Here is a 17,278-nt window from a genome sequence, read left to right as displayed (position 1 = left end):
ACCGACGGCGGCGAAACGTGATCAGCTTGAGGCGTGGAGTCCATCATCGCCAGCGCCATAGCCGTCCTGGGAACCCTGCTTGGATCAGGGATCACCCTGGCGTTTCAGCAGCGCACCAGCGACAGGAGCCATCAGTTCACCCGCCGCGAGAAGCTTCGGCAGGAGCGACTTGATGCCTACTCCGCCTATGCCGGCGCTTTGGTCAACTACCGCCGCTGTCTGGTGCATCTCTGGTTCTGTGAGCACGAGCAGCCACCACCGGAGGACCCCGACGCGGTGCGTATCCGCGCCTACGACCTGCGCTCCAACGCCCAGGAGGCCCTCTTCCGGGTGCAGATGCTGACGGACGACGGGAAGCTGAGTCGGACTGCGGAAGACGTACTTACAGACATCACACAGCTGCCCAAGGCGGACAGCAGGGCCGAACTGGACGAGTTGAGAGCGCGGACACGCGACTCCATCAGCCGACTCGTCGGGTCAGCAAAGCAGCACCTTTGACGTGCTCGCACGGGCTGCTGGGCTGAAACCGAACGCCGATCATCACCCACACCACAAGGGCACCAGATCGAGCGGGGAACCGCAGGGAACCACGGTGAACACGAGCGTCGCCGACGAGGCCACGGCTCAGCCGTGTGCCTAGGCCAGCCCCCCGAACTGGCCGCAGAGGCTCGCAGCTTCCAAGCCGATGGCCCCCGCCAAATGCCAGGGCTCAGCGAAGAGTTAAAGAAGGTCCCGCCAGAAGGGCACCGTCGCTCGGGGGTTCCAGCTGTCGTCGACCTCGCCCCGAGCTTTGTCGAACTCCTGGTGCACGTAGTCGGCCAGGTAATAAATGATGTCGGTCTGCCACATCGAGAGCACCGGATGCCCGACGAATTCCCGGCCTGCAGGCAGGTATCGGTGGGCATACACGGGCACCAGCACCGGCACCTCCTCCAGATGATGCCGTGCCGCATCCAGCGCTGCTGTCTCGTCAGCTGGACGCTCGCCCCAGCCCTCGTACCAGAACCCGTCGCCGTCGAGTAGAACACCCTCGACCGGCCAGTCGATTCCAGATGATCGATGCGTCTGGTACCCCGTGAAGTGTGGACACCAGCGTGACGACCGGCGAATTCCCGGGCCGTTCTTGCAGCGGGGTGTCGAGCCCGATGATTCTCCTGACACCAGCGCGTGACACCGACAAGGGCGGACAGCGGCGGCTGACGTCGAACCTCAGCGGACAGCCAGCCGAGGAACAGGGCGGGTTGAAGCAGGACCCCGACCCCACGTGATCCGATGGACGGCTTCCCATTGGGTCTCGACCATGAAGACTCAGCCGACCAGGTGGCTAACCTCGCTCATCAGTCCCACGCATTGAAGATCACCCCGCCCAAGGTGGTGATGCCATAGAAGCGAATTTCGCGCCACTCGCCCTGTGTGAGCACCGAAGTGTCCACATCGGAGAGAGGCATGGTGAGTTGCTCGCAGTCGAGCACCACGAACCCGTCGCGCGCGAAGGCGGCCGCCCAGGACGGCGGTGCGACGAACTCCTCGCTGTACCAGTCCCTGCGCTCCCGAGCGAACGCGATCCAAGGGTGAAACGCGTGACAGAGGATGATGTGCTCGCCCGTGCCATCAACGACCGACGCGGTGTGGAACGTGCGCGGGTACGCCTGCGGCTCCGTCCGTCCTACCTTGCCTCCAGCAGCGCGAGCGGCTGCGTACAGAGCGCCGCGGAAAGCCCGCAGGTCCGTTTCGGAAAGTGGACCGTCCTTCGGCCAGTAGAAGCCTGTCGCCCCCCGCGGCAGCCTGAAGCTCACGTTCTCATCGTCGACCATATGGTCATCTTGCCGCTTGCCTGCCATTGGCCGGCCTTCCCGTGCCTCTGCAAAGAACACAGGATCAGCCGCAGGCTTGCCGGGCGAAGGGATGGGGAGTGTACCCCTCCCGTGCCCGATCGAGCGGGAAATCACGGGGAACACCGGGCAATCACGGTACGGCGGCATGCCGACGGCCCCCGACCGATCCACCAGGTCAGGGGTCGTTGAGAAGGGCGGTGAGCGTGAGATTCGAACCCACAGTGACTCGCGCCACGACGGTTTTCAAGACCGCTCACCTGGTCTTCCAACCCAGTACGCCGCCGATCAGGAGTAGAAGCCCCGGAAGTACTCCTCGGGCCCGACACTGAAGTCGTCCGGACGATCACGGCGCAACTCCTCATACCGGACCGCGAACACGTCGATGGCTTCATGAATCGTGCAGCCCAACACTTCGCGGATCGTCTTGAGCGCAAAGATGATCCGGTGATCGACGATGTCGCGATCTACGCTTGCCGGCAGTGTGGTCACGGGTCCCCGAAGTCGTTGTACAGCAGCGGAGTACAGCAATCGCACAGACCACAGTCAACCGAGTAAGACCCCTGGCAGGCCAACGGCCAGCCAATCGACCCTCAGCAACCGTCGCGCCGATAGTTCGCATCGGGGGGATCGGGCGTGCCACGGTCATGCCACGTGAGGCAGTACCGAACGGGGACTCACGGGGAACAGCGGTGACGGGGTCGCTTTGCCGCAGGTCAGCGTCCGCCCAGGTGAGGCAGGTTCCGCAGCTTCAGTCTTGGCGGCCGCACCCATCGGCGGACACTCGCAGTCCGCGGTGGCATCCGCGGGGTGCAGTGCTTTCCGTAGATCGCTGACGCTCGGTGCCCCGTCGGCCCGGCCGTCCGTTCCCCGGTACAGGCGGCAGGACAACGACGCCGGGGTGCCCGGCATGGCGAAAGGGTCCACCCCATTGATCAGGACGGTGGGCGAGCCGGTCATCCCGAGCCGGGCGGCCTGCTCGTGATCGACAACCTCGATCAGATCCACGTCCGCGTTGCGGCTGTCGAGGGCGCGGGCAATCCGTTCCTCGATCACCGGGGCGTTGGGGCAGTCGGGCACGGTCAGCACCGTGATGCGCATGGCACCCTCCCAGCTCGGTACCTCTCTATGCGACGGTAGACCTTCCAGTGCGCTGGAAGGTCAAGGCGTAGCCTCGGCGATATGCGCACTGGAGAACTGGCCGTCGCCGGCGGGCTGACGGCCAAGACCATCCGCTTCTATGAGCAGACCGGGTTGCTGCCCGAGCCACCGCGCACGCCGAGCGGATACCGCGACTACGCGCCGCAGACGGCCCACCGGCTCGCCTTCATCCGTGACGCCCAATCCGCCGGGCTCACTCTCGCCGAGATCCGTTCCATCCTGGCCCTGCGCGATTCCGGTGAGCCGCCGTGCACGCACGTCACCGGCCTCATCGACCAGCACCTCGCGGACATCGAGCGGCGTATGGCCGAACTGCGCAAGACCCGCACGGCCCTGCGAGGCATGGCCGAGCGCGCCGCCGTGACCGATCCGAGTACCTGCACGCAGTCGGACATCTGCCTCATCATCGCCACCCCCACACCGAGTGACAACGAGGGATTGTCAGCAGCCGACTGACAACTTACGGTTGTCGGCATGAGCCCAGAGCCCAACGTGGACCAGCTCATCCAGGCGGCCCACGCCCACGCAGCAAGTGAAGAGCCCCTCGACCTGCTCGACGCCGTCCTCACCGTCACCCGCGATCTCTCCGACCGGGCCGACGCGGCCGTCGACCAGGTCGTCAGGCAGGTCCGCGACGCCGGATACTCCTGGACCGTGATCGGCGAACGCCTCGGGGTATCCCGCCAAGCCGCCCGTCAGCGGTATGCAGAACGTGTCGAGCACACGTCCCCAACGGTCGGCCTCATCCGCGGCCGAGACCTGGACAGCGCCCTCGCTGCCGCACTTGCAGCCGCGCAAACCGAGGGACTCGCCGAAGCAGGCACAGAGCACCTGCTGTATGGCCTGCTCACCGACGGCGTGGCCGCTGCCACCCTGGAAAAGCTCGGCGCCACCCGCGACAAGGTCCGCGAAGCGAGCCGTCGACTCTTCGACTACCCCGCCACCCCAACCTCTTCCGCGCAGGCCGTATTTTCCGCCGAGGCCCAGGCCGCCCTGGCCGCCGCCGAACAGCTAGCAACCGAACGCACCCCGACCGGCGCCCCGGTGGTCACCAGCGCACCCCAGCTGCTGGCCGTCATCGCCAACAATCCCGGCTCCCGTGGCCGCCGCGTTCTCAACGACCTCGGCGTCGATGTTGCGGACATCAAGCGCCCGCTGCACTGCTACATCAACGTCCCGCGCACCGCCTTCGGCCGCCGCACCCGCCGCGGACGCCCTGGCAAGAAGCAGCCCGACCGGTGCTCCTTCTGCGGACACCCTCGCAGCGAGACCCGGCGCCTGGTGGCCGGCCCCGACGTCTGGATCTGCGCCGACTGCGTCACCTCGTGCGCCGAAATCTTCACCCAATCCGTGGAGCCCCGCCCCGCTCCATAGATCGCGAGAGTCCCCGCATCGCGTTGATTCACATCGGGTCGCTACGGGCCGGGGGGTAGAGGCGGTAGTCGGCCGTGCTGCGGTCTGCCGGGGGCAGCAAGCCCTCGGCCTCGTAGACCCGGACAGCTTTGCGGATAAGCCCAGCGGCTTGGGTGGCCTGTCCGATGGTCATCCTCTGCATGGCCGTGATCGTCCTCCTTTACCCTCCAGCCTTGACCTTGCCCCCGGGGCCAGGTTCTAGCGTCGCTCTCGTCGGACGACAAGGCGACAAGGAGGTGGGCGCGATGCCGTTCCGTGAGGGAGAGGTCTATCGGTGCCCCGATGAGAACTGCGGGTGTGAGCTGACGGTGACCAAGGGTGCCCCGGCGACCTGCGGCGGGCAGCAGAGTCCGACGTGTTGCTGTGGCAAGACGATGGTCAAGGTTGGCTAACGACGTCACGAGGCGAGTCGCCCGGGATCGGTGGCCGATGTCGGGCCCGTCGGCCGTGTTCGGCAAGACCATTTGCGGCGGCTGACACCAACAAGCACGATCAGCGGCGGTCGACGCCGGACCTCACTGACGGGTCATGCGACGGTGGGACTTCGGCGTTCGATCAGAACGACGTTGCGCCACACGCCGTGGTGCCGGCCGATGCGCTCGCGAGTGCCGATGACGCGGAACCCCGCCTTGCGGTGCAGGGCAAGGCTGCTGGTGTTCTCGGGAAAGATCCCGGACTGGATCGTCCAGATGCCCGCCGCTTCGGTCGAGCTGATCAGGGCCCGCAAGAGGGCTGAACCGATGCCCCTGCCGCGGGCATCTGGGTCGACGTACACCGAGTGTTCGACGACACCGGTGTACACGCAGCGGTCGGACACGGACACGGCAGCGACCCAGCCCAGCACCTTGCCCGCATGGTCGATGGCGACGTGCCGGTGTTGGGGCAGCTTGGTGGAGTTGAAGTGTTCCCAGGTGGGCGCTGCCGTTTCGAAGGTGGCGTTTCCCTCATCGATGCCGAGTTGGTAGATCACAAGGACCTCGTCGGCATGCTCGGGGCCCATGGGCGCGATGTGAACTCCGATCGCCGTACTCACGCTTACTCCGCGGGGGCGATCTCGTCGATCAGGCCTCGGATGCGCTTTTCGATCTCGTCGCGGATGGGGCGGACGGCGTCGACGCCGTGTCCGGCCGGGTCGGCGAGGTCCCAGTCGAGGTAGCGCTTGCCGGGGAAGACGGGGCAGGTGTCGCCGCAGCCCATCGTGATGACCACGTCGGATGCCTGGACGGCCTCGACGGTGAGCACTTTGGGTACTTCGGCCGAGATGTTGATGCCCGCCTCCGACATGGCTTCGACGACAGCCGGGTTGACCGTGTCGGCAGGCGCCGAACCGGCGGAGCGGACCTGTACGCGGTCGCCCGCGAGGTGGGTGAGGAACGCGGCGGCCATCTGGGAGCGTCCGGCGTTGTGGACGCAGACGAACAGGACGGACGGGCGTTGGGCAGCGGTGCTCATGGCTGGTGTCTTTCCGGGCGAGGCGAGTCAGGGAAGGGTGGAGGCGGTGCGTTCGGGTTCGCGCTGGAGGGGGAAGGTGCCGGCCTGTGCGGGTGCCGGGCGTCCGAACACCGCGAGCACCAGGCCCAGTCCGAGTGCGGCGCCGACCAGTTGGGCCGCGATGAACGGGCCGAGCGAGTGGGGCGCGATGCTGGCGAAGGTGTCCGTGAAGGCCCGGCCGATGGTCACGGCCGGGTTCGCGAACGACGTGGAGGACGTGAACCAGTACGCCGCGCCGATGTAGGACGCTACGGCGACAGGGCCGAGGTGGGCACGGTCGGTGCAGGCCAGGCCGAAGATGAGCAGGATGAGCCCGGCGGTCGCGACGACCTCGCCCAGCCACAGGTGACCCGCGAAGCGGTCGTGCGTGGACCACTGCACCAGCGGCTTGCCGAACATCGCATCCGCCACGACGGCACCGACGACGGCTCCCGCGACCTGAGCCGGGATGTACGCGGCGACATCCCGTGCGGTCGGCCCGTCCTTGCCGCGGCGGCCGGTGAACCAGGCCGCGAGCGTGACGACGGGGTTGAAGTGCGCGCCGGAGACCGGCCCCAGGAGCGCGATGAGCACGCCCAGGCCGAAGACCGTGGCCAGCGAGTTGGCCAGCAGTTGCACGCCGACATCGCGGGTCAACTCAGTGGCCTGGATACCGGAGCCAACAACCACCGCTACCAGGACGGCAGTCCCCACGGCCTCGGTCAGGGCCCTGCGTCCCAGCGGGGCGCTCACCCGGTCGTCTCGGCCGTCTGCGAGGTCTTCAGGAACGCGGCGAGCCGGTCCAGGGTGGCGGGCAGCGCCCAGTAGTAGACCCATGTGCCCCTGCGCTCGCAGTCGATGAGACCGGCCTGCCGCAGGAGTTTGAGGTGATGCGAGATCGTCGGCTGGGATAGGTCGAAGGCCGGGGTCAGGTCGCAGACGCAGACCTCGCCGCCGGCCCGCGAGGCGATCATGGACAGCAGGCGCAGTCGCACCGGGTCGCCGAGCGCCTTGAACAACTTCGCCAGGTCCGCCGCCTGCTCGTCACCCAGAGGCGCGGACACCAGCCCCGGGCAGCATGCACCGGTGTCGGTCTGCCCGATCACGACAAGCTCTTGCTTCGACATGCGTCTATGTTGACATCCTTCGATCCAAGACGCAACCTTGCATCGATGGCCGTCAATGCAAGCCGATGGGAGCCTTGTCATGTCTCGTGCTCAGCTCGCTCTGCGCGTCAGCGACCTGGAAGGGTCGATCGCCTTCTACTCGAAGCTCTTCGGGACCGAACCGGCCAAGCGGCGCGAGGGCTACGCCAACTTCAGCATCGCCGAGCCTCCGCTCAAGCTCGTCCTGATCGAGGGCGAGCCCGGCCAGGAGACCCGTCTTGACCACCTCGGCGTTGAGGTCGAGTCCACCGACCAGGTGAACGCCGCGACCACCCGCCTCAAGGACGCCGGCCTGGCCACCTTCGAGGAGAACGACACGTCCTGCTGCTACGCCCTCCAGGACAAGGTGTGGGTGCACGGCCCCGGCCAGGAGCCCTGGGAGGTCTACGTCGTCAAGGCCGACGCGGACACCCTCGGCAAGAGCGCCGACCCCAACACCGCCAGCGACGGCTGCTGCACCAGCCAGGCCGCCGAACCGGCTTCCGTGTCCACAGGTTGCAGCTGCGGATGAAGCAACCGTCCAGCGAGAGGTTCAGGACGGGTACGGCACAGCGGAGCCCCCTCACCAGTCGGGAGGGGGCTCAGGCCATCCCAGCCCGTCCACCGCCTCCCCAGACAGAGCCGAGCAGACGCAGCCCCCTGGCGTCCTCCGAGCCGTTCGTGCGATGGCGCGCTGCACCTGGATCTCATACGGCCGCCAGCCGGGCGCGCCTCGCTGACTTCTCGTCGGAACTGGCCCTATATGTCATTTGTTTCAGTTTCCCCAGTTCACGTTCTTCTGATCCCCGGAGCACCCCCGTTCAAATCCCGCCCCCCGACAGCTGAAGCAGCAGAGCTCAGGGCCGGTTTCCTTCACAGGAAACCGGCCCTGCCCGCCGTCGTGGCTGACTTTCGTCGGCCGAGGCACAACCGATCACCGGGACGACGAGCCACACGCACTGGTGGGGAGCGCCCCAAAGCCTTGACTCGGTCATTGAAACTCCCGGCCAAAGTCGCTACGCCGACCGCGTGCCTAGCTGACAGGCGGTATGGAGCGCTGTTGATAACAAGAGCGACCTCAGAAGTTGCTCAAGGCTTCCCACTGCGGGTGTCATCAGGCCAGAAGCAGTGTCATGGTCATCCCACGGTACAGCGGGACCTCGTACCCGCAGCCGATCAATAGGGGGAGGCGCACATGTTTGGAGCGATGGGTCTGGGCAGCAGGGTTGCCGCGCTGGTCACGATTGCCGCTGTCGTCGCACTGGCCATCCTTGTGGTCCGACGGGCTCGCAAGCGGTAAAGCCTGAAACGGGCCAGCGCACCCCCATACCTGCCGATAGTCTGCGGGCCAAACCAAGAAGGTGGGTCCAGTGGGCTTCGACGCAGAACGATCAGCTCGCATCGCTGCCATGAAGGAGACCGCCCGGCCCCTCTGGGAGGCCTCCGGCGACACCGACGCACTCCAGCAGTTCCTCAAGGACAAGGGGTGCCATGGAGTGGAAGCCGTGTTCGTGACCATGGGTCTGCTGGACTGCGGTCTCGCCGAAGCTCAACGAGCCTTCTTCAACGCCCCATGCCGGAACGCCGAACGCCGCTTCCACAACCACTTCATGGACCTGCTCGAAGAGGCCGCCGACACCGACGCCTGACAGCGCCCTCGGCCCAGCAGAGGCCCTTGACTCGGCCATTGAGACTCCACCGACCGCTCGTGTACCTGCTGGAGCGGAGGGGCGGTTACTGTCGGGTATATCACCAGATGAGGACTCCGCCGCCCATCGCGCGCGCTCGCCTGGCGGCGCCCTCAATGATTGCCAACCGCTCGGAGATCGCGCTCCTGGCTTCCTGGTTCGCCATCACGGGTTCCGCAATACTGGCAACGATCGTCTCCAGGTTCTTGCGAAGCAGAAGACACTCGCGCAGGAACGCAGGGACCTGCTCGGGCTCGACCTGCAGATCTGCTTGGGCCAGGACCGGAAAGAAGCCGGCCCCTAGCGAGCGGACCACTTCCGAGCCCCACACGCGAGTGCGCCAGCTTTCGGGGCCCGCGACGTCAGAGCATCCGTCTGGAACGTCCTGCACCTGCCTCTCACCATCCGCACCAACAACGAAGACGTCTACCGACAAGCTCATGAACGCAGTGGATCACAACCGCGACTGCGCGGTCCAAGGAGTTCGGCAACATAGGGCCTGCGGTCAGCACGGGCGGGGCATCACGCCGGCCAACGCCGAATGACGCTATTCCTGACCCGCGACAGCGTGCCCTTGGCGTGCCCGTTCGAGAGGCACGCCGGGGGGAGCCACGGGGAACACCGGTCAGTGTTCAGCAAACACGTAGGTCAGCGTTCTGCCAGGTCAGGCCAGATCGCATACGCGATCTTCCAATCCGATTCCGAGTCGGACAGCAGGCGGACGCGTGGTCAGGTCGGCGGAGGTCTCTGGAAGCATGGGCTTGTGAACAACGCGAACCACTCAGACGACCCGCTCCAGTTGCTGACAGGCCTAGAGGTCAGCGCTGTGTCCTTCGTGCGCGACTACGTCGAGCTGCACTTCGATGGACCAATCCTGCGGGCCTTGAGCGACCCCTTGGGGGTGTATGGGGGCCGCGAGTGGCGCTTTCCCACACCGGGCTCGCTGGAGCTCATGCGCTGCTACATCGGCGAGACCGTCGACGGCTATGAACTGGATCCGGATCGGATCCTTGCCCTGACCTTTGGGGAGCACCGCTTCGTCATCCCGCTGGATCCGGACTCAAGCGGGGGTCCCGAGGCGGCCCACATGATCGGCGTCGACGAGAGCGGCCGGGCTTCTGTCCTCGGTGGGATGTGGATCTGGTAGCGAGGGCGGCGACGAACGGATCCACACGTCCAAGATCAGAGGCTCGGTGCAGAGACCCCCTCGCGTCATACCGAGCCCCTTGCGATCGACCTGACAGGGACGAGCCGCTGGCGGTACAGCAGCGAAGTACAGCAACCAGAGCAACCGACCTCGTCCGATGACGCCCTCTGGAGGCCATGGCCCGACCGGTATGTTCGCCACCGACCGTTCCACGTAGAGCTACGGATCAGGAGGTTGCAGGTTCGAATCGTGCCGAGTGCACATACGAGCGGCTATGCCGTGAGGGTTTCACTAGCCGACTTCTCGCCACTGACCAGCTCCCTGCCTCATGACGCTGTTGCATGGCTCAGTCGGCATGAAGGAGCAACGGCGATGAGCGAGGCCTACGCGGTACGCATCGCGAACGCTTCGCGCGACGAGGCGCCGCACATCCAAACGCATGAAGGCCACGAGCTGACAGCGCTACTCGACAAGTGATCTTCGACCGGGACCTGTTACAGGTTTATCTACCTCATCAAGCCCCGGCTGCGCTCCGCTTCGCCGGGCGCGCTCCCGGCTCCGCTCCGCGCGACGCTCCTGCCTCCGGCCCGCTCCGCCCGCGCTGCGCCGACGCGCGCCCACACGTGGATAGGACCGGAGGCGACGAGTCGGTCACCGCAGAGAGCGGCCCACGGTCAAGACAATGCCTCTGGCGGGGGATCACCCGACGCCGGGATGGAGGAGGCGCCGTTCCCGACTGCGGGCCCGTAGGGGCATGCGTGGGGTGCTCCCTTCCCGTACGCGATCGACCCCCAGGCAGAGCCGAGCAGACGTGGCCCAGGGTGTCAAGGAAGCTCCTATAGGTCGTCAAGCAGTCTGTAGGAGTTGTACCTGTGGGATGTTCGTGCTGGTCAGGTGCTTGTAGACCTCGCGCGCGATGAAGCGTTTGAGGCAGCGGAAGATGTCCTTCTTTGACATGCCTTCGGCTGTGCGGCGTGCGACGTAGAGCCGTGTGCGAACGTCGTAGCGCATGCGCACGAGGGCGATCGTATAGAGGGCATGGTTGGCCTGGCGGTCGCCGCCGCGGTTGAGGCGGTGGCGGTTGGTCCGGCCGGAACTTGCGGAGATTGGGGCTACCCCGCAGAGGTGAGCGAAGGCGGCTTCGGATTTCAGACGGTCGGGGTTGTCGCCGGCGGTGATCAGGAGCTGGGCGGCCGTCTCGGTGCCGACACCGATCAGTTCCAATAGCCCCGGCGCCGCCTGCGCGACCAGGGGTTCGAGTTCCGCGTCAGCCTCGGCTATCTCCGCAGTGAGGTTTTGGTGGCGGCGAGCCAGTCGCCGCAGCGCGGTTTTGACCGCGCAGTTCGGGTCGGCGAGATCGGTACCGGGGCGGGAGCGCGAGAGCTGCGAGATCAGCTGGTGAGTGGGCAGGCCACGTAGGCGTTCACGTACCTCGGCAGGGGCCGAGACGATGAGCGTACGGATCTGGTTGATTGTCTGGGTGCGGGCCTTGATGGCCGAACGCCGGACGACCCGCAGGGATCGGATGGCCTCCACGATGCCGTCGCGGGTTTTCGGCCGGCCGTTCGCGCGGCCGGACAGGACGGCGGTCGCGGCCGCGTAGGCATCGACGGGATCGGACTTGCCGTTGGCCCGCCGGGCCTTCCGGTCGGGACGGTCAACGTCGACGACCATGACCTCGTTCGCCAAGAGGAAGCGGGCGAGTTCGGAGCCGTAGGCGCCGGTCCCTTCCACCCCGACCGCGAGCACATCACCGTGCGAGCGCATCCACTCCAACAGGCGCCTGTAGCCGTCGGGAGTCGTGGGGAACGGTGCGGTGGCAAGGTGCCGGCCGATGGAGTCGATCACCGCGGCCTGATGGAAGTCGGTGTGGGTGTCCACGCCGCCGACCACCACGATCTGGTCTGCCATGCTGTGTCTTGCTGTCCTTCCGTGCGATACGCGAGGGATCGCACGGGCCGGTCGGGCGGCTGGACAAGACTGTGGTGGGACCTTTGGCCGAGCTCCTATGAGGTCACAGGCGCCCGACCGGCCGCGTGCAAAGCGCCGCCCAGCCGGCCGACGATTCCTGGAGAGGACAGCTCGAAGCGTCAATCGTTCGGTGGGTCAGGCCTGCCGAGCAGCGCCGCGGTGAATCCTCACAGTCGTTCGTACAGTGGCGCGCTCCACCTGGACGCCATGAACCACGCCCGCTCCACATGCGTGTGGGTCGACGGCGGACAGGAAGGGAGCTGGGGTGAGTGGTGGGTTGAGGAGGTAGAAAGGTCCAGCGATCACCTTCGTCACGGTGCGCTGGACGTGGTCGGATGCGTGACGGATCAGCCGACGCAGCCAGCGACGATGCCGGGGCTGCCGTTGCAGTTGGTGGGGATGTTGCGCCGGAACTCGGAACGGTTCACCATGAACTGGGTGTCGGTCCACACGCCGCCCGGCGCGACGGTCGAGGCGTTGTTGTTCACCTCACTGTGGTCGAGCGTCACCGCACCGCTGGTGTTGTAGATGCCGCCGGCCTGTGAAGTGCCCGACCCGTTAGCGCTGTTGTGGTCGACCGAGCTGTCCCGCAGCACCAGGGTGCCGAAGTTTTCGTAAATGCCGCCGCCCTTGCCTCCAGAGCCTCCTACGACGTTACCGGAGACCTCGGTCTTGATGAGCGTCAGCGAGGTATCATTGAAGATCCCGCCGCCCTGCGCGCCCGCGGTGGTGTTGTTGATGATCTTGCTGTTGATAAACTGTACGGTGCCGCTCTCGATGTCGATGCCACCACCATCAAAGCCTGAGGTGTTGTTGTTCAGGGTGGTATTGCGGTGTACGGCGTCACCTTCTTCCTGGCCGATGGCCCCGCCAACTCCGGCGTAGTTGCGGGAGAACACGACCCCGTCGGTGGTGATGGTGCCGTCCGACTGCAGGCCTCCGCCCTCGGCCGCGTTGTTGAAGGTGAACTGGCTGCGGCTGATGTATGCCGTTGCTCCTCCCACGACGTCGACGCCGCCTCCCACCTCGCCGGCCCTGTTGTTGTCGAGGGTGATCTTGTCGAGCTTCAGCTTGCCGGAGCCGTCGACGAGGATGCCTCCCCCATCCCCGGGTGCGTTGCCGCCGCGGATCGTGATGTCGTCGAGCCGGAGGTCACCGGTGGAGGTGACGTGGAAGATGCGGAAGGCGCCAGCGGTTAGCCCGTCGCGGACGATCGTGGAGCCCCGGCCTTCGATGGTGAGTTGCTTGTCGATGGGGGGCAGTCCGTCGTCGCCGCTGTAGGCGGTGGTCAGGTGGTAGGTGCAGCGGCGGGCGAGGACGAGCGTGGATCCCGCCGGCGCTGTCGCGATCGCGTTGATCAGGGCCGTGGTGTCACACGGCACCGAAAGACCGTTCCCGCTTCCGGCGACGGCCGGTACCGTGCTCGCGCCGTTGACGAGAACCGTGGCCAGGGCGGCAACGCCGGACAGTGTGGTGAATCGCATAACTCTCCTTGAAGTGCAGGGACCGCCGGAGCACAGACGATCCCTCGTCCATGGCCCGGATACTGGGAGCAAAGCCGCCTCCCCCACCTCTCCCAGCGAGCCGCAACTCCTCCTCACCCAGGCACAGCAGCAAATGCAGCCAAGTAGCTGAATCCGTCGTCCGACAGGGCAACAGGACGATGACACCTCCCCGTCGCACCCTCCTGGCGAGAACCGCAGGCGGACAATGGAGAGCTGAGCGAACTCTGTAGAGCTACCGGCCGCGGTCGACTGCAGAAGTAGGCGCGCGACGCCGGGCGGCGAAGCGGCTTGGTCACTCGAACAGGAGCGGGTCGGTCTGCCCGGGTTCGGTACTGTCCTGGACAGCCCTGACTTTGCCGTTGTCGCCGGCGCGATGGGTGTCACCGGCGTCCGTGTGACGGGTCCGGGCGACTTGGTGGGCGCCGTACGCCGGACCTTCGACGCTCCCGGCGCGGTCCTCCTCGGCGTGGTGACCAAGCCCGACGAGATCGCGGTGCCTGCCGAGCCGGCCGTCGGGCAGGGTTGGGGTTTTGGGGTGGCCAAGGTGAAGGACGTCCTGCGTAGTCACACCGTCATCCGGGAGGGCGGCCACTGAGGAAAACCCGAAAGGAATTTCAGGAATGATGGTTCGGTGGTCGGGTACGCGTCTGCTTGCCGGTGGACAGGCCGGCGGGGTGAGACCGGACGAGCGGGAGGGGCGCGTCGTGGCGACGACGACCGTGCAGGCAGTCGAGGCGACCGTGCAGGTGGTCGAGCAGGCGGTGGAGGTGCCGCGGATCGCGGACCCGTCCAAGGTCGCGCCCCGGGACGCCCGGGAGTTGTCGAAGTTGTTTTTCGAGCAGCTGGCGGTGCTGGAGGAGGGGACACCCCAGTACAGTTACGCCCGCAACACGCTGATCGAGATGAATGTCTCCCTGGTCCGGTTCGCGGCCGGCCGGTTCCGCAGCCGCGGGCCGGAGGAGATGGAGGACATCGTCCAGGTCGGTGTGATCGGGCTGATCAAGGCCATCGACCGGTTCGAGATCTCCCGCGAGGTGGAGTTCACCTCTTTCGCCGTCCCCTACATCGTGGGGGAGATCAAGCGGTTCTTCCGCGACACGTCCTGGGCGGTGCATGTGCCTCGCCGGTTGCAGGAGGCCCGGGTGCAACTGGCCCGCGCGAAGGAGGAACTGCACAGCCGGCTGGGCCGCACCCCGACGACCAGGGAGCTGTCGGAGCTGATGAGTCTGCCCGAGGACGAGGTCGTCGAGGCCCAACTCGCCTCCAACGGCTACACGTCGGCCTCGCTGGACGCGGCGATCGGAAACAGTGAGGACGGGGAGTCGGCGCTGGCCGACTTCATCGGCGACGAGGACGCGGCTCTGGAACTCATCGAGGACTTCCATGCTCTCGCACCGATGATTGCCGAACTCGACGAACGCGAGCGGCGGATCATTCACTGGCGGTTCGTCGAAGAACTCACCCAGGCCCAGATCGGCGAACGTCTGGGCGTCTCCCAGATGCACGTCTCACGCCTGATCTCCCGCCTGCTGACCCGACTGCGCGAGGGCCTGCTCACCACCCGGTGACAGGCGGGGCGAGCTGCCGGTGTCACGGTGGCCCGAGCCGTGGCTTCTCATCACCCGCACCCGCACGCTTACACCCGCACCCGCACCCGCGTGCTGAACGCGGGCCGGTACACCGGCGACCTCGCCGTGCTGCGCCCGGACTGGAACACCGGCGCGCCCCGACCCGCAGGGAAGACCTGACGCACCGCACCCTGGGCACGCACCGCGGCGCTGCGTGCAGAGCGGTGTCGGGGCCCGGATGCGATCAGTCGATGTCCGGATCGCCGGAGTCCGCGAGTAGCCGGGAGGCGAGGTCGTCGGCCCACCGCAGGGCCCAGGTGCGCAGAGCGGTGATGGCTTCGTCGTCGAGGCCGTAGGCGGCAAAGGCTTCGTCGTCGGTCCATTCGGCGCCTGCCGGATTCGCCTGAAGGTCTTCGCGCTCGAAGCGGCCGCGGGCGTGGCGGCGGCCGAACTCCTCGAGCTCAGTATCGGCCCAGCGGCGAGAGGCTGCGAACACGTCGATCAGGTCGCGGGGCGCTCCGCGGTCGGCGAGGGCGCGGACTTTGGTCCCGATGACGTCCTCCTCTGCGAGGACGGGCCCGTAGGGGCTTTGGGCGATAGGCCGCCAGAAGACCTCCTTGAGGATGTCGACTTCGCACTCCTGACCGGTGACGGGGTCGGACACCGTGAAGCGGGCGGACAAAGGGGCCGTCTCCAGCGCCCGAACCTGCCAGCCTCGTGCTTGAAGGCCGTTACGGAGGGTGTCGGCGATGTCCGCCATGGGGGTCGGGTTCTCGGTGGCGACATCGAGGTCCTGGCTGGGGCGGTTCACCAGGTGATGCGCCCGTACGGCATATCCGCCGGTGAGGACCAGCGGATAGGGGGAGCCGAGAGCAATGACATCCGCCAGGAGCCGCGTGTGCAGCTCTGGCATGTCCGTCACGCGGCTGCCCGTGTACGCGAGGCGAGCTGGGAGAAGGCGTCTTCCCACACGGTGCGCACGGTGCGACCGACGAGGGTGCGCAGCACCGGCCACATCTGAAGGAGCAGGTCCTGGTTGAGGTAGCGGGGCAGGTCGTCGTGCAGGCCCTCGTGCAGGACGGTGCGGTACAGGCCCATGCGCTGGCGAGGCTTGTCCATGTCGTACGAGGTCATCCCGGACCAGGCCATGTGCAGCGGCAGATCCACGACTCCCTGGGTCGGACCGCGCAACTCGTCGAGCGACTTCGGCAGTCGGCGCTGGAACTTCTCCCGGTACAGCGCGAGGTCCTCGGCGTCCGCGCCCGAGAGGTTCCTTGACGGGGGCGCGGGGTGCTGTGGGCTGGAGGGCATGACTCCATTATGGCGGGCGGAGGAGGGGCATGGTGTGGGTTCTGGTGCCGAAGTGAGCGGGGGTGAGGGCGCGCACTGACGCGGCGCGCATCCGGTCCGATTTCGTGCTGGACGCCGCCCGTGCCGCCGGCTCGGCCGCCTGTCGGGCTTGTGGTCCCCGGGTCCGGGCCGCCGCCCGGTGCACCGGCGATCTCGCCGTGCTGGGCCTGGACTGGAACACCGGCGCGCCCCGACCCGCAGGGAAGCCTGGCGCACCGCATCCTGGGCACGCACCGCACCGCACCGCATGCTGGGCGCGCACCGCACCGCACCGCACCGCATCGCACCGCAGGGCGGCGAAGGCTCACAGTGGGCAAGTTTCCGGGGAGGGGGTGTCCCGGTTCGGTCGAGGGCGGCCCTGCAGACGGTCGGACCGAGTGCGGGCCGGCAATGCGTGGGGCTCCCGCCGCAGCCGGTCCTGCCTGCGTATGCGTGGGATCGCGATCGAGGCGATCATCCGGGTTTCTGCGGGCCGGGTCCGTCATTGCCGGAAGCTTGGGTTTTCGGGGTGGTCGGTCTTTGGCGTTCGACGGGACCGCCTAAGGAGTGGCTGCGACCGGTACTGCAATGACGCATGTGAGGCGGGCTACCGGGTTCAGGCCGCAGATGGCTGTTCCTCGGTGCGGGTGGACCGCTTGCCCAGGTTTCGCCAGCCGATGGCGGCCACAACAGGGAAGAGGGCCAGGATGAGCAGCCAACCCGCCTTGGGCAGTATTCGGATACGTGCCGCGGGTGTCCTGATGCAGTCGAGCAGGGCATACGCGTACAGCGCCGCGACTATGAGGTAGATCGCGTAGACCAGCAGCGACGTCATCCGGCCACCTCATGTGTAAGGGCACCTGCCCGCTTGGGTGCGGCACGGTGTGGCCCCACTGGCCGGTCATGCTAACGGGTGGGCCGAAGAGCGCTGAACAGGCACCCTGCTGTCAATGACCTGCGACTGCGCAAGTAAGCACTGTAGACATCTCGACTGCCCTGCCCGCGGCGCGATCATCGTCGACTGAGATCGCTTTCACAGCAGGCCGACA

24 protein-coding genes and 1 pseudogene are annotated in these 17,278 nt (G+C 66.8%); 10 read left to right on the top strand and 15 right to left on the bottom strand.

What is annotated here, in order from left to right; translation table 11 throughout:
- Window positions 1-33: 33 nt before the first annotated feature.
- Complete coding sequence (locus tag ACSHXN_RS00400) at window positions 34-498, top strand: hypothetical protein (RefSeq protein WP_438302360.1); 465 nt, start codon at window positions 34-36, stop codon at window positions 496-498.
- 222 nt (window positions 499-720) lie between these two features.
- On the opposite strand, the gene ACSHXN_RS00395 is transcribed toward ACSHXN_RS00400, so the two are convergent.
- Window positions 721-921 carry a hypothetical protein gene (locus ACSHXN_RS00395; protein ID WP_438302359.1) on the bottom strand — a complete coding sequence of 67 codons (201 nt, stop codon included), beginning with the start codon at window positions 919-921 and terminating at the stop codon, window positions 721-723.
- A gap of 161 nt (window positions 922-1,082) precedes the next feature.
- Between ACSHXN_RS00395 and ACSHXN_RS00390 the strand changes: the two genes are divergently transcribed.
- The gene (locus tag ACSHXN_RS00390) at window positions 1,083-1,268 is read left to right on the top strand and encodes a hypothetical protein (RefSeq protein ID WP_438302358.1); all 186 of its coding nucleotides are present in this window, start codon (window positions 1,083-1,085) and stop codon (window positions 1,266-1,268) included.
- 69 nt (window positions 1,269-1,337) lie between these two features.
- Here the strand turns inward: ACSHXN_RS00390 and ACSHXN_RS00385 are convergent, their stop codons facing one another.
- The 3 genes from ACSHXN_RS00385 to ACSHXN_RS00375 form a co-directional block, all read right to left on the bottom strand.
- Window positions 1,338-1,814 (bottom strand): hypothetical protein, encoded by a 477-nt coding sequence (locus ACSHXN_RS00385; protein ID WP_438302357.1) that lies wholly within the window; start codon window positions 1,812-1,814, stop codon window positions 1,338-1,340.
- 306 nt (window positions 1,815-2,120) lie between these two features.
- A complete protein-coding gene (locus ACSHXN_RS00380; RefSeq protein WP_355141721.1) occupies window positions 2,121-2,324 on the bottom strand; it encodes a hypothetical protein in 204 nt (67 codons plus the stop codon).
- Window positions 2,325-2,477: 153 nt separating this feature from the next.
- The gene (locus tag ACSHXN_RS00375; protein ID WP_438302356.1) at window positions 2,478-2,933 is read right to left on the bottom strand and encodes a thioredoxin family protein; all 456 of its coding nucleotides are present in this window, start codon (window positions 2,931-2,933) and stop codon (window positions 2,478-2,480) included.
- Between the two features lie 81 nt (window positions 2,934-3,014).
- Between ACSHXN_RS00375 and ACSHXN_RS00370 the strand changes: the two genes are divergently transcribed.
- Together ACSHXN_RS00370 and ACSHXN_RS00365 are read left to right on the top strand one after the other, a co-directional pair.
- Window positions 3,015-3,449, top strand: coding sequence for a heavy metal-responsive transcriptional regulator (locus ACSHXN_RS00370; protein WP_438302355.1), 435 nt, complete (start codon window positions 3,015-3,017; stop codon window positions 3,447-3,449).
- Window positions 3,450-3,467: 18 nt separating this feature from the next.
- Entirely contained in the window at window positions 3,468-4,367 is a 900-nt protein-coding gene (locus ACSHXN_RS00365; RefSeq protein WP_438302354.1) for a ClpX C4-type zinc finger protein, read from the top strand.
- 28 nt (window positions 4,368-4,395) lie between these two features.
- Here the strand turns inward: ACSHXN_RS00365 and ACSHXN_RS00360 are convergent, their stop codons facing one another.
- The 5 genes from ACSHXN_RS00360 to ACSHXN_RS00340 form a co-directional block, all read right to left on the bottom strand.
- The gene (locus ACSHXN_RS00360; RefSeq protein WP_438302353.1) at window positions 4,396-4,548 is read right to left on the bottom strand and encodes a MerR family DNA-binding transcriptional regulator; all 153 of its coding nucleotides are present in this window, start codon (window positions 4,546-4,548) and stop codon (window positions 4,396-4,398) included.
- Window positions 4,549-4,932: 384 nt separating this feature from the next.
- On the bottom strand, window positions 4,933-5,406 hold the full coding sequence (locus tag ACSHXN_RS00355) for a GNAT family N-acetyltransferase (RefSeq protein WP_355141750.1): 474 nt from the start codon (window positions 5,404-5,406) through the stop codon (window positions 4,933-4,935).
- Between the two features lie 35 nt (window positions 5,407-5,441).
- Window positions 5,442-5,858 (bottom strand): arsenate reductase ArsC, encoded by a 417-nt coding sequence (locus ACSHXN_RS00350; RefSeq protein ID WP_438302352.1) that lies wholly within the window; start codon window positions 5,856-5,858, stop codon window positions 5,442-5,444.
- Between the two features lie 27 nt (window positions 5,859-5,885).
- Window positions 5,886-6,713: an aquaporin gene (locus ACSHXN_RS00345; RefSeq protein WP_438302351.1), complete on the bottom strand. Its 828-nt coding sequence runs from the start codon at window positions 6,711-6,713 to the stop codon at window positions 5,886-5,888.
- A complete protein-coding gene (locus ACSHXN_RS00340) occupies window positions 6,626-7,003 on the bottom strand; it encodes an ArsR/SmtB family transcription factor (protein ID WP_356295754.1) in 378 nt (125 codons plus the stop codon). The genes ACSHXN_RS00345 and ACSHXN_RS00340 overlap by 88 nt, the downstream gene beginning before the upstream one ends.
- Before the next feature lie 79 nt (window positions 7,004-7,082).
- Between ACSHXN_RS00340 and ACSHXN_RS00335 the strand changes: the two genes are divergently transcribed.
- Together ACSHXN_RS00335 and ACSHXN_RS00330 are read left to right on the top strand one after the other, a co-directional pair.
- Window positions 7,083-7,553, top strand: coding sequence for an ArsI/CadI family heavy metal resistance metalloenzyme (locus tag ACSHXN_RS00335; protein WP_355141735.1), 471 nt, complete (start codon window positions 7,083-7,085; stop codon window positions 7,551-7,553).
- Between the two features lie 877 nt (window positions 7,554-8,430).
- A complete protein-coding gene (locus tag ACSHXN_RS00330; RefSeq protein ID WP_356295772.1) occupies window positions 8,431-8,670 on the top strand; it encodes a hypothetical protein in 240 nt (79 codons plus the stop codon).
- A 100-nt stretch (window positions 8,671-8,770) separates the two neighbouring features.
- Here the strand turns inward: ACSHXN_RS00330 and ACSHXN_RS00325 are convergent, their stop codons facing one another.
- Entirely contained in the window at window positions 8,771-9,151 is a 381-nt protein-coding gene (locus tag ACSHXN_RS00325; protein WP_438302350.1) for a hypothetical protein, read from the bottom strand.
- A gap of 321 nt (window positions 9,152-9,472) precedes the next feature.
- On the opposite strand from ACSHXN_RS00325, the gene ACSHXN_RS00320 reads away from it, so the two are divergent.
- Window positions 9,473-9,856: a hypothetical protein gene (locus ACSHXN_RS00320; RefSeq protein WP_438302349.1), complete on the top strand. Its 384-nt coding sequence runs from the start codon at window positions 9,473-9,475 to the stop codon at window positions 9,854-9,856.
- Window positions 9,857-10,702: 846 nt separating this feature from the next.
- Here the strand turns inward: ACSHXN_RS00320 and ACSHXN_RS00315 are convergent.
- Window positions 10,703-11,767, bottom strand: a complete 1,065-nt coding sequence (locus ACSHXN_RS00315; RefSeq protein ID WP_438302348.1) for an IS110 family transposase — start codon at window positions 11,765-11,767, stop codon at window positions 10,703-10,705.
- A 407-nt stretch (window positions 11,768-12,174) separates the two neighbouring features.
- A complete protein-coding gene (locus ACSHXN_RS00310) occupies window positions 12,175-13,209 on the bottom strand; it encodes a hypothetical protein (protein WP_438302347.1) in 1,035 nt (344 codons plus the stop codon).
- 418 nt (window positions 13,210-13,627) lie between these two features.
- Between ACSHXN_RS00310 and ACSHXN_RS00305 the strand changes: the two are divergent.
- The 3 genes and pseudogenes from ACSHXN_RS00305 to ACSHXN_RS00295 form a co-directional block, all read left to right on the top strand.
- Window positions 13,628-13,927 (top strand): annotated as a pseudogene (locus tag ACSHXN_RS00305) (thiamine pyrophosphate-dependent enzyme); the annotation flags it as partial.
- Window positions 13,928-14,036: 109 nt separating this feature from the next.
- Window positions 14,037-14,900, top strand: coding sequence for an RNA polymerase sigma factor SigF (locus ACSHXN_RS00300; RefSeq protein WP_438302346.1), 864 nt, complete (start codon window positions 14,037-14,039; stop codon window positions 14,898-14,900).
- A gap of 39 nt (window positions 14,901-14,939) precedes the next feature.
- Window positions 14,940-15,080: a hypothetical protein gene (locus ACSHXN_RS00295; protein WP_383357833.1), complete on the top strand. Its 141-nt coding sequence runs from the start codon at window positions 14,940-14,942 to the stop codon at window positions 15,078-15,080.
- A gap of 64 nt (window positions 15,081-15,144) precedes the next feature.
- Here the strand turns inward: ACSHXN_RS00295 and ACSHXN_RS00290 are convergent, their stop codons facing one another.
- The 3 genes from ACSHXN_RS00290 to ACSHXN_RS00280 all read right to left on the bottom strand — a co-directional run bounded on the left by ACSHXN_RS00290 (window position 15,145) and on the right by ACSHXN_RS00280 (window position 17,064).
- A complete protein-coding gene (locus ACSHXN_RS00290; protein ID WP_438306407.1) occupies window positions 15,145-15,813 on the bottom strand; it encodes a nucleotidyl transferase AbiEii/AbiGii toxin family protein in 669 nt (222 codons plus the stop codon).
- Window positions 15,814-15,818: 5 nt separating this feature from the next.
- On the bottom strand, window positions 15,819-16,211 hold the full coding sequence (locus tag ACSHXN_RS00285; RefSeq protein WP_355136712.1) for a hypothetical protein: 393 nt from the start codon (window positions 16,209-16,211) through the stop codon (window positions 15,819-15,821).
- A gap of 634 nt (window positions 16,212-16,845) precedes the next feature.
- A complete protein-coding gene (locus ACSHXN_RS00280; RefSeq protein ID WP_438302345.1) occupies window positions 16,846-17,064 on the bottom strand; it encodes a PLDc N-terminal domain-containing protein in 219 nt (72 codons plus the stop codon).
- Between the last annotated feature and the right edge of the window lie 214 nt (window positions 17,065-17,278).

It is taken from the genome of Streptomyces sp. HUAS TT11 (genome assembly GCF_051553595.1).
Taxonomy (GTDB): Bacteria; Actinomycetota; Actinomycetes; order Streptomycetales; family Streptomycetaceae; genus Streptomyces.
The sequence above is the reverse complement of the archived record's forward strand: the minus strand, read 5'-3'. Positions and strand labels throughout refer to the sequence as shown.

Coding starts and splice junctions, on each gene's coding strand:
- ACSHXN_RS00330 (WP_356295772.1), top strand. CDS start 8,431: ATGAAGGAGACCGCCCGGCCCCTCTGGGAGGCCTCCGGCGACACCGAC.
- ACSHXN_RS00370 (WP_438302355.1), top strand. CDS start 3,015: ATGCGCACTGGAGAACTGGCCGTCGCCGGCGGGCTGACGGCCAAGACC.
- ACSHXN_RS00345 (WP_438302351.1), bottom strand. CDS start 6,713: ATGGGTCTACTACTGGGCGCTGCCCGCCACCCTGGACCGGCTCGCCGC.
- ACSHXN_RS00385 (WP_438302357.1), bottom strand. CDS start 1,814: ATGGTCGACGATGAGAACGTGAGCTTCAGGCTGCCGCGGGGGGCGACA.
- ACSHXN_RS00290 (WP_438306407.1), bottom strand. CDS start 15,813: ATGCCAGAGCTGCACACGCGGCTCCTGGCGGATGTCATTGCTCTCGGC.
- ACSHXN_RS00350 (WP_438302352.1), bottom strand. CDS start 5,858: ATGAGCACCGCTGCCCAACGCCCGTCCGTCCTGTTCGTCTGCGTCCAC.
- ACSHXN_RS00335 (WP_355141735.1), top strand. CDS start 7,083: ATGTCTCGTGCTCAGCTCGCTCTGCGCGTCAGCGACCTGGAAGGGTCG.
- ACSHXN_RS00365 (WP_438302354.1), top strand. CDS start 3,468: ATGAGCCCAGAGCCCAACGTGGACCAGCTCATCCAGGCGGCCCACGCC.
- ACSHXN_RS00375 (WP_438302356.1), bottom strand. CDS start 2,933: ATGCGCATCACGGTGCTGACCGTGCCCGACTGCCCCAACGCCCCGGTG.
- ACSHXN_RS00340 (WP_356295754.1), bottom strand. CDS start 7,003: ATGTCGAAGCAAGAGCTTGTCGTGATCGGGCAGACCGACACCGGTGCA.
- ACSHXN_RS00285 (WP_355136712.1), bottom strand. CDS start 16,211: ATGCCCTCCAGCCCACAGCACCCCGCGCCCCCGTCAAGGAACCTCTCG.
- ACSHXN_RS00325 (WP_438302350.1), bottom strand. CDS start 9,151: ATGAGCTTGTCGGTAGACGTCTTCGTTGTTGGTGCGGATGGTGAGAGG.
- ACSHXN_RS00315 (WP_438302348.1), bottom strand. CDS start 11,767: ATGGCAGACCAGATCGTGGTGGTCGGCGGCGTGGACACCCACACCGAC.
- ACSHXN_RS00355 (WP_355141750.1), bottom strand. CDS start 5,406: ATGGGCCCCGAGCATGCCGACGAGGTCCTTGTGATCTACCAACTCGGC.
- ACSHXN_RS00360 (WP_438302353.1), bottom strand. CDS start 4,548: ATGCAGAGGATGACCATCGGACAGGCCACCCAAGCCGCTGGGCTTATC.
- ACSHXN_RS00280 (WP_438302345.1), bottom strand. CDS start 17,064: ATGACGTCGCTGCTGGTCTACGCGATCTACCTCATAGTCGCGGCGCTG.